The organism is Magnetococcales bacterium (assembly GCA_015228935.1).
Classification (GTDB): domain Bacteria; phylum Pseudomonadota; class Magnetococcia; order Magnetococcales; family DC0425bin3; genus HA3dbin3.
Genome location: JADGCO010000005.1, coordinates 85,686 through 95,197 on the forward strand (window position 1 = coordinate 85,686; position 9,512 = coordinate 95,197).

General features: G+C 55.8%; 10 protein-coding genes. 7 read left to right on the top strand and 3 right to left on the bottom strand.

The window, feature by feature from the left end; all coding sequences use genetic code 11:
• The first annotated feature begins 397 nt into the window (after window positions 1-397).
• Window positions 398-640, top strand: a complete 243-nt coding sequence (locus HQL65_03010) for a type II toxin-antitoxin system prevent-host-death family antitoxin (protein MBF0135182.1) — start codon at window positions 398-400, stop codon at window positions 638-640.
• On the top strand, window positions 600-896 hold the full coding sequence (locus HQL65_03015) for a hypothetical protein (GenBank protein ID MBF0135183.1): 297 nt from the start codon (window positions 600-602) through the stop codon (window positions 894-896). The genes HQL65_03010 and HQL65_03015 overlap by 41 nt, the downstream gene beginning before the upstream one ends.
• Before the next feature lie 247 nt (window positions 897-1,143).
• Here the strand turns inward: HQL65_03015 and HQL65_03020 are convergent, their stop codons facing one another.
• Window positions 1,144-1,581: a hypothetical protein gene (locus HQL65_03020; GenBank protein ID MBF0135184.1), complete on the bottom strand. Its 438-nt coding sequence runs from the start codon at window positions 1,579-1,581 to the stop codon at window positions 1,144-1,146.
• Window positions 1,582-1,946: 365 nt separating this feature from the next.
• Between HQL65_03020 and HQL65_03025 the strand changes: the two genes are divergently transcribed.
• The 5 genes from HQL65_03025 to HQL65_03045 all read left to right on the top strand — a co-directional run bounded on the left by HQL65_03025 (window position 1,947) and on the right by HQL65_03045 (window position 7,929).
• Window positions 1,947-3,611: a sigma-54-dependent Fis family transcriptional regulator gene (locus HQL65_03025; protein ID MBF0135185.1), complete on the top strand. Its 1,665-nt coding sequence runs from the start codon at window positions 1,947-1,949 to the stop codon at window positions 3,609-3,611.
• Window positions 3,604-4,692: a PAS domain S-box protein gene (locus tag HQL65_03030; protein ID MBF0135186.1), complete on the top strand. Its 1,089-nt coding sequence runs from the start codon at window positions 3,604-3,606 to the stop codon at window positions 4,690-4,692. The genes HQL65_03025 and HQL65_03030 overlap by 8 nt, the downstream gene beginning before the upstream one ends.
• Window positions 4,693-4,746: 54 nt before the next feature.
• Window positions 4,747-6,585: an ATP-binding cassette domain-containing protein gene (locus tag HQL65_03035; GenBank protein ID MBF0135187.1), complete on the top strand. Its 1,839-nt coding sequence runs from the start codon at window positions 4,747-4,749 to the stop codon at window positions 6,583-6,585.
• Window positions 6,586-6,737: 152 nt separating this feature from the next.
• Window positions 6,738-7,538: a class I SAM-dependent methyltransferase gene (locus HQL65_03040; GenBank protein ID MBF0135188.1), complete on the top strand. Its 801-nt coding sequence runs from the start codon at window positions 6,738-6,740 to the stop codon at window positions 7,536-7,538.
• Window positions 7,539-7,632: 94 nt separating this feature from the next.
• A complete protein-coding gene (locus HQL65_03045; protein MBF0135189.1) occupies window positions 7,633-7,929 on the top strand; it encodes a hypothetical protein in 297 nt (98 codons plus the stop codon).
• A gap of 90 nt (window positions 7,930-8,019) precedes the next feature.
• On the opposite strand, the gene HQL65_03050 is transcribed toward HQL65_03045, so the two are convergent.
• Window positions 8,020-8,883 (bottom strand): DUF2135 domain-containing protein, encoded by an 864-nt coding sequence (locus HQL65_03050; protein ID MBF0135190.1) that lies wholly within the window; start codon window positions 8,881-8,883, stop codon window positions 8,020-8,022.
• Between the two features lie 83 nt (window positions 8,884-8,966).
• Entirely contained in the window at window positions 8,967-9,401 is a 435-nt protein-coding gene (locus HQL65_03055) for a DUF2300 domain-containing protein (GenBank protein ID MBF0135191.1), read from the bottom strand.
• Between the last annotated feature and the right edge of the window lie 111 nt (window positions 9,402-9,512).

Genomic DNA, 9,512 nt, shown 5'->3' on the forward strand with positions numbered 1-9,512 from the left:
CCCTTGTTTTCACCCTGTCCGAGGCATAATTGCCTCAGCGCTGCATAGGTTTCAAATTTCAAAGAGCTGTTTCGAGAGAAGAGACCCCGATATCCCGTGCTTGAAATCCGCTGATGCGACACATGGGACACCCGGAAACGGCTCCTCCATGCCCGGATTGTCCAGGAGTTTACCTCTCCAGTCCACTAAAATCCGCAATGAAGCTCCACCACAATGCCCGGAATCAGGCAGGACGAGTCAATCAGAAGGGTCAGGCGGTCAGAAATCTATAAAAACGCTACATAAACTAATCTCACTCAAGATTATTGCCATGCATGCATGACACATTTACTGGTAACATGGATGTCGGACTGGACGAATTGTGTTCGTTTCAGATTGTTTCCAGAGGTAAAATTCAATGTTGCAAATCGATGCTGTCGAGTTTCAAGAAAATTTACCGGGCTACCTGAAGCGGGTTGAACATGGGGAGGTCATCAAAATTGCCTCCCATGGCCGTGTCTTCGCTCGTCTCGCTCCTGAGCAGAATGATGTCGATGCAGCCAGGAAACGACTGGCTCTCATTCAAGGGACAGTCATCATTGGGGATATTTTAAATCCTCTTGAAGATTCCGGATGGAACTCGGATGCGGATCATCTGTGACACCCATGTATTGCTGTTTTGGGCTGATGCACCGCATAAGCTTGGTGCATCAGCCCAGGTTGCCATGGCACAGGGACTGAGGGATGGCAATTTGGCATGCTCTGACATCAGTCTGTGGGAAATTGCCATGCTGTTTTCCAAGGGACGATTACGACAAAACGTGGATGCTGTGCGCTACATGAACGACATAATCACTGCCATGGCCTTGGAGGTGGTGTCGGTGCAGAATATCCCTGGTTTGCAAACCATTTGGTAATCTCGAATCATCATGCTGCGAACGGGTCTTGTTGGAGTGCCGCATTTGGCGTTGGTGGTCGTGTATCATTTGGCCGATGGAAGCAAAACTATCGTGCCAAGCCAGAAGAATCATGCCAACGTGCGCGATGTGTCCTGGCGCAAAGTTCTGACCGAAGCAGATATGCCACGATTCAATACCTTGCGAGAATGGCGCTCCGGCAAGGCCAAGGAAGAAGGCCATCATGCGCCAGAACCTCTGCCGGTGTTCAGGGAATCAACACCCGACCGGGGTTTTTGTCATTTTCCAGGCGGCCCAGGACCCGGCGTTTTTCCTGGATATCCGACCAGGCCTGGTTGTGCAGTCCCAGTTTTTCCAGGACCCGGATGCGGTAACCCAGGGCCAGGGAATCCCGTGGATTGAGGCGCAGGGACTCATTCAAATCGTCCAGGGCCATGCGAAACACCCCTTTCTGGGCATAGACCCAACCCCGGCGGCGATGCACCGTGGAGAGGACCTGCGGGGTCAGGTTGGCATTTTCCAGATTGGTCGCGTCCATGATGGCCCAGGTGTAGCGGTCGATGGCCTCTTCCAACCGTCCATGCAAGGCCAGTCTGTCCCCCTCGCGGATGTCATCGAACGTACCGGCCATGGCCCGACAAGGCAACAACAGCATGAATGCCAGGGTGACGGCAATGCGGATCATCAAACGGCTCCTTTCTCAAGCCTCAAGGAACTTTCCATTCCTTTTTCTCTGCCCGTGACGTCCCGATCCATGGCACGACAAAATTGGTGTTCAACACAGATAACCGGCGTAAAAAGGCATTAGCAAGATCGATTCCACCCTCGTTTTTTCATGTGAACTCTATAAAATTCATTATGTTGACAAACACAGTCCCCCGCCGGGAAGCATGCGGTCCGACAAAAAATTGCCAATCCGTCTCTTCAGTCAAAAAATTTTTCGGAAACCGGGAGGGAATTGTGGATGATCAATTGAAAAACAAATCAATCCGTGCTATCGAAAAATTATTTTGACAGTCAATCGGATTGGTCATCGGACAGGATTTTTCCATGCAGCCACAGTCGGTTTACAAACGTTTGCAACTTCTCCAGGAGCGGCTGGATCAGGTCAATCAGGCCTGGACCACCCGTGACCAGGAGTCCCTTTTGGGTCTGTTTGCCCGTTTGTTGCCGGCTTTGCTCGATGCAGCGTGGTGCCGGATTCATCACACCGAACCAGGCGGTGTGCGTATCTGGCGTTGTCACACCACGGACCAGCCCCACGGTGTTGTGGTCACACCGGCGACCGGCAGTGTGACCGACCAGGTCTTGACCACCGGCAAGACAGTGCTACACAACGGCCCGGTCCCTCCCCTGCATGCCGACGGGGGGGCAGATGCGGGACCGCCGGTCCATTCACTCATCTGTACGCCCATCCTCAGCCTGGCAGGTCTGGATATTCTGGGCTGCATCGAAATCCGCAATCGTCATGCCGGAAAACCATTCACGCCAGGTGACCAGCCGCTCGTGAAGGAGGCGGCCCGTTACCTGGCCTTCGTGCTGGAAATTTCCACCCTCAACCGGGATATTCTGGAGATTACCAACCAGGTGCGTGACAACATGGACCTGTTTCGTCAGCAGCGCTTCGAGGATGTGGAAATCATCACCCGCAGCCAGAAAATGCGCGATCTGCTCAACCTGGTCCACAAGGTCAGCGCCGTACCGGTCAACGTATTCATCACCGGTGAAAGCGGTACCGGCAAGGAGGTGATTGCCCAGATCATTCATCGCAGCAGCGAACGGCAAAAGGGTCCGTTTGTGGCCGTCAACTGCTCTTCGATTCCCGAGCATCTGATGGAAAGTGAATTTTTTGGTCACGAAAAAGGGGCCTTCACCGGTGCCCACGCCAGCCGGATCGGGCGCTTCGAAGAGGCAGGCGAGGGAACCCTGTTCCTGGATGAAATTGCCGACATGCCGCTTTCCATCCAACCCAAATTTTTGCGGGCCATTCAGGAACGGGAGGGGTCACGGGTCGGCAGCAACCGCTTGCGTTCCTACGATTTTCGCCTGATCAGTGCCTCCTATCGTGATCTGCGGGAAGAGGTGGCCAAGGGCAGATTTCGGGAAGACTTGTTTTTCCGACTTTTTTCTGTCGAAATTGCCGTTCCTCCCCTCCGGGAACGCCAGGATGACATCGTGCCCCTGTCGCACATATTCCTGGAACGAACCTGCCAGAAATTCAAAAAACAGGTGACGGGTTTTGCGGCAGAAACCCTGGACCGGTTCGAGAGTTACGACTGGCCCGGCAATGTTCGGCAACTGCAACATGAAATCGAGCGCCTGGTGGCCCTGGCCCCGGAAGGGGGTACCCTGCGTCTGGAGCATTGCTCGCGGCGCATCCTGGACCCTGTTGTCCCCAGCCAGTCGGGGCATGCGGCTCATCCCCCGACCTCTGCGCCCGCCACTTTTTCCCTGGCGGAAAATCGCCGGGAAATGGAAACTCAGCTCATCCGCAGAACCCTCGCCGAGACCGGCGGCAATCGGATCCGGGCCGCGCAGTTGCTCGGTATTACCCGTCAATCCCTGCATGGCAAGATCCGTCTGTACGGTCTGACCGATCTCCAGGCACCTTCCACACCCGGGTCCGGAAAAAGGTCGCCCCAAACCCTGCAAACCACCAGCGGAGACAGACAACCATGCGTGACGGGCAAAGCGGAGACAACACACCATGAGTGACGGAATCATCCGCGATCTCTCGCCGCTGGAATCTGGATGTTGCGTGCCCCTCGTGGAACAGAACCCGGATGGCATCGTTGTCATGCAGCCGGATGGTGCCATCCTCTATGCCAATCCCGCCGCAGAGCGCCTCCTCGGCAAAACCAGGGCCGAACTTGTTGGAACCCACCTGGGTTTTCACCTGCCCGGTGAGGTCAGCACCGAAGTCACCATCTCCCGTGCCGGTCACCCCCCCCGTATCGCCGAACTGCGGAGCGTGAGGGTCAACTGGAAAGAACAGGAACCCGTCCTGGTGGCCACGTTCCGGGAGGTGACCGAACGCAAACGCCTGGAACAGGAGCTGCTGCTGGCCAAGGAGCGCGCCGAAACCGGCACCCGCGCCAAAAACCGCTTCCTGGCCAGCATGAGCCATGAATTGCGGACCCCCCTCAATGCCATCATCGGCCTGACCACCCTGCTGCTGGATCAAAATACCGGACCTTTGACCACACTTCAGGACGACTTTCTGCGGGATGTCCACCGCAGTGGTCACCATCTGCTCTCCCTGATCGACGATATTCTCAACTGGGCCAACTTTGCCCGGGGCGAGATCAACCTGACGCTTTCCCAGGTTGTGGTCGCCGAATTCCTGGCCGAACGCCTGGCCGAAGCCTGTGAAGAGGCCGAGGAAAAAGAGATTCTTTTGACCGGCAACTGGTCCCTGGCCCCGGAGTATGCCCCCATGGATGAAAATCTCATCTCCCGGGTCATGCATGCCTTGTTGTCCAATGCCATCAAATACACCCCGGAAAGGGGAAAGATTCACCTGCATGCAAGGCGGATCGAGGCCGGAGAGATGGAGAATAAATCCCTCCTGGAAATCACGGTCTCCGATACCGGCATCGGTCTGACTCCGGAAGAGATTCAACGTATTTTCGAACCATTCGAAGAGATTGAAGAGCGTGAGGCCATTCCCTATGCCGGTTGCGGTGTCGGTCTCTCGCTGACCCGCAGTCTGGTGGAACTGCATGGTGGACACATTCGGGTCGAAAGCCTTGGCCGCCAGCAAGGGAGTACTTTTTTTCTGCATCTGCCTCTCTGAACCGTCCTTTTCATGCCTTCTCTTTTTGAATTGTTGATTTTGGAATGAAAACCCATGGCCCTGGTGCATGTTCAAAATTGTTGTCTCGGTTTTGGTGGTGGCGCACTGCTTGATGGGGTGGATCTTCCCCTGGAACGGGGTGAACGGGTCTGTCTCGTGGGGCGTAACGGGGCTGGCAAAACCACCTTGATGCGCATCATTTCCGGCGAGCTGCTGCCCGATACCGGAATTGTGGTGCGACAGCCAGGCATGCGCATCACGCGCCTGCCCCAGGAGGTGCCCACCAACCTGGAAGGAAGCGTCTTCGATATCGTGGTCGCCGGTCTGGGCAGGAGCGGCGAGCAGGCAGAACAGGATCATGGCGAGGCCTGGCAGGATCACCAGCGGGTGGTCATGGCCCTGGCCCGACTCGGTCTGGATGGTGCAGGTTCGTTTGCCACGCTTTCCGGGGGCATGAAGCGCCGGGTGCTGCTGGCCCGTGCCCTGGCCCCGGAACCGGATCTGCTGCTCCTGGACGAACCCACCAACCATCTCGATCTGCCGGCCATCGAACGCCTGGAAGAGGTGTTGGCGGATTTTCGCGGCGGCGTACTGTTCATTACCCATGACCGTGCCCTGTTGCGGCGTCTGGCGACCCGTATCGTGGAATTGGACCGCGGTCGGTTGTTCTCCTGGCCGGGGAGTTATGACGACTATCTGCGCCGCAAACAGGCCGCACTGGAAACCGAAGTTCGCCAACAGGAAGAGTTTGACAAGAAACTGGCCCAGGAAGAACGCTGGATTCGCCAGGGAATCCAGGCCCGACGAACCCGCAATCAGGGACGGGTGGAAAATTTGTACCGCCTGCGTCGCCAGCGTCAAGCCCGCATCGAGCGGGTCGGTCAGGCCCGCATGATCATCCAGGAGGCCCAACGTTCCGGAAAACTGGTGGTGGAAACAGAAAACATTCACTACGGCTACCAGGGGATTCCCTGTATCCGCAATTTTTCCACGCTCATTCTGCGCGGCGAAAAAGTGGGCATCATCGGTCCCAACGGGTGTGGCAAGACCACCCTGCTGCAAATTCTTCTGGGGCATCTGGTTCCGGATCAAGGCCAGGTTCGTCAGGGAACGCGCCTGGAAGTGGCCTACTTCGATCAAAACCGCTCCCAGCTCGACGACCTGGCCAGCGTCGCCGACAACGTGGCCCACGGTCGGGAACGCATCGACACCGCCGAGGGGTCCCGGCATATCATCGGTTATCTGGGGGACTTTCTGTTCACCCCGGACCGGGCGCGCTCCCCGGTCAGGATTCTTTCCGGCGGGGAACGCAATCGTCTGCTCCTGGCCCGGCTCTTTGCCCAGCCGGCCAATCTTCTGGTCCTGGACGAACCCACCAATGATCTCGATGTCGAAACCCTCGACCTCCTGGAAGAACGTCTGCTGGAATTTTCCGGCACGGTTCTCCTGGTCAGCCACGACCGGACCTTCCTGGACAATGTTGTCACCAGTTTGCTCGTTTTTGGAGACAACGGCGAGATTCAGGAATATGTCGGGGGGTATTCCGACTGGCTGCAACAACGTCCGCCTCCCCCCTCGCCTGCCGTTTCAAGCAAACCGCCCTCCCCCGCCTCCTCCCCGCAGACAACCCCTGCTCCGGCTGCCGGGGCACGGGAACGATCTGCGCCACGCAAACTGGGTTTCAAGGAGATACGCGAGCTGGAGTCCCTGCCGGCCCGCATCGAAGCTCTGGAAAGCGAACAAGCCACCCTGCATCAAAACATGGCCGATCCGGCCTTTTTCCGGCAGGAAAAAGAGGTGATCCGGGCTGCCAACCAGCGTCTGGAAATACTGGAAAAAGAACTGGTCATATTGTATGCCCGTTGGGAAGAGTTGGAACTCCGAAATAAATAATAATTTCCCGATAAAATTTGATTCAATGGTTATCTGATTATGACAACAAAATACTTGACTTGCATAACGCTTTTAAGCAAAATTTAAACAAAGAATTGGATCGGGAGGTGTGCTTGCTTTGACCTGAGGGGACAGGACAGAAGAATATTGACATGTTTAATTTCAGAAACTTTTTTGTGAAGCCCTACATGAAAGCCCATGGCTACCAACTGGTTCTGGAAGTGGGGGCCGAGGCCGGTCACAATACGGCAGCTTTATTGGAGCTGCCATCCATCTCGACCATTCACGTCATCGACCCCTGCATAGGTCATGCGATCCATCTGGAACAACGATTTGAAAATAATCCTCGGATTATCATCCACAAAGGATTGAGCCTTGAATTTTTTCCAAAAATAACCAAAATATTCGACTGCATCCTCCTGGATGGCGATCACAACTGGTATACCGTACATCAAGAATTGGCCATGATCCGGAAACATCACTTGTTGCGCGAGGGAGGAACAATCCTTTTGCACGATGCTGCCTGGCCTTATGGACGCCGCGACATGTATTTTCTGCCGGAAACCATTCCCGAAGCGTTCCGCTTGCCATACGCCAAAAAAGGGATGGTCAAAAGCCAGTCGGAACTGGTGGAAGGTGGCGTAAATCCCCACCTGTTCAATGCATTGTCAGAGGGAGGACCCCGCAATGGTGTACTCACGGCAATAGAAGATTTTCTCCAGGAACATGAGGATGAATACCAATTTTTCGTCACCGACCATGAATTCGGACTGGGTGTTCTGTTGTTCCGGGGAAAGTGGCATCAACGGCTGTTTCTCCATGGATGGAAAGTTTACGTTGATCTGTATCACGTGATGTTTATCTTCACGGCTCGTACAAAATGTTTCTTCCAGAAACAATTTCCGAAATCCTGTCGATTTCTCAAGCGGATTGCAAGCCGCAAACCGATGTGAAATCTCATGCAAAGTTTGTGTTCAATATTGAATCAGGCTTCATGTGCCTGGAAGTAAAAACAACCAACCAGGTCTGAAATCCGGTAGCAAACCCATGACCATGCCTACTTCCCCGACCACACCATCACCAGACACATCCCCGCACGCACCCTGGTATTTACGGCCTTTGTGCGTCTGGGTCTGTATTGCGCTGGTGGGACCCCTGGCCATTCCCCAGTTGTTGTTCTCGCCCTGCTTCAGTCGGCGCAGCAAATGGATCCTGACCACGCTGCTCCTCCTGCTGACGGCCTTGATCATCTATGCCCTTCATCTACTGACCACTCTCCTGGGAAACGGGACCCTGGACGAGATATTCCAGATATTGCAAAACCCCAACCTGGGTTTGGGTTGAACGGCTGGCTGATTTACAAACGGCGCAAAGACAGCCAGGAAAAAGGGTGGCCGCCACGCAGATCGATGCCATGAATCCAGTCCCGGCTTTTCAGTAGACAAACCTGGCCACCTCGACCAGCTCGCCGGGACGGCGCATGGGAATGGTGTGGGTTTGCAGCTTTTCGTCGGGGGTGCCTTCCTCGCTGACCACAGTGATGGTGGCCACGGTGACCGGGGCGTTGCCCTGTTTCCCGGACCGCCATCCGCCACCATAATAGTTGACATAAACCAGATAATTCCCGGGCGGTGGGGCCGGATGGGCGAATATTTCCGGACCATATCCCGTGGTGACATCCACATCCAAGGCCCCGCCGCTGGCGATGACCCGGTTGGCGTAAAAGCAATGCTCCCCCTTGGGGGTGATGACGTGAAGATCGATGTCGGTGGCGTTGCTGTCCCAGGCCAACACAATGCGCAAACGGGGACGCAGTTTTTCGTTGTAGGCCTCGTAAAACTGCCGCCGCACCACGGCAGAACGGTCGGGAGAACGAATTTCCACACTGTTGGAGCCGGTCCCGAAAAAGTAGGGACGACTGAACCTGTTCCCGTCATGGAGCAACAGCGGCATGGGTACACCGTTGACAATCAGCATGTGGGGCGGATTCTGACCGCTTGGGGTGCGCCCGGGTTGCACGCCCCCGGGGGTTTTGTCAATCTTGGGTGCCTGGCCGATGGAGCCACGAATCAGGGCTGTTTGTTGCCTCCTCCGGCCCGCTTCGTCAGCAGGCTCTTCGGTGTTGACAAAAGAGGCGGGATAACGCACCACCTGGGTATAGGCAACCTCTTCGCCAAAGGAGTTGCGCCACCCACCCAGGGGTGCTTCCAGAATGATGGGGTGGTCAGCCACCTCTTCATTGGCTTGGCCAATGGTTCCCAAAGCCAGCCAGAGCAGGGCCACCAACCCAATCAGCATGCGTTTCATCGCTCTTCCTCTCCCCTGGCCAATGGTTCCCAAAGCCAGCCAGAGCAGGGCCACCAACCCAATCGGCATGCGTTTCATCGCTCTTCCTCTCCCAATGCCAAAACCCGGGCCATATCCTCGATCCATATTTCGTTCCGGGCCACGGGATGGTGCCGGAATGCCCAATGGAGATATTCATGGGCCAACGACAGCCGTTTTTCGGCGTCATGCAAATATGGCAGGTGAATTTGTCCTTTCCCCAGATTGTTGACCACATGGGGATTGCCTGCCGCTTCCTGGCAGACTTCCAGGGGACCGGGAGGTTCATATCCCGGATATTGTGCCAGGTGACGCCCCCAGACACCCTCCCGGAAAGCCAGCCACGCCTCGGCCCGAAAATCCCGCCCGCAATGCGGATGCACGTCATCTGCCGCTGTCACAGCCATCATCCAGAAGAAACACCCTGCAAGCACAGCCGACGCCACCACTGCCGACACCATGCTCCAGAACGTACCCCAGTAAATCTTCATCGCCTCCCCAATCACTCAGAAGCTGCCTATTCACTCCCGGATAAAAAAAATTGGATAGAAAGATTTTATTGGGGCTCCGCCCCAAACCCCGCCAGGAGGAAGGGCACAGCC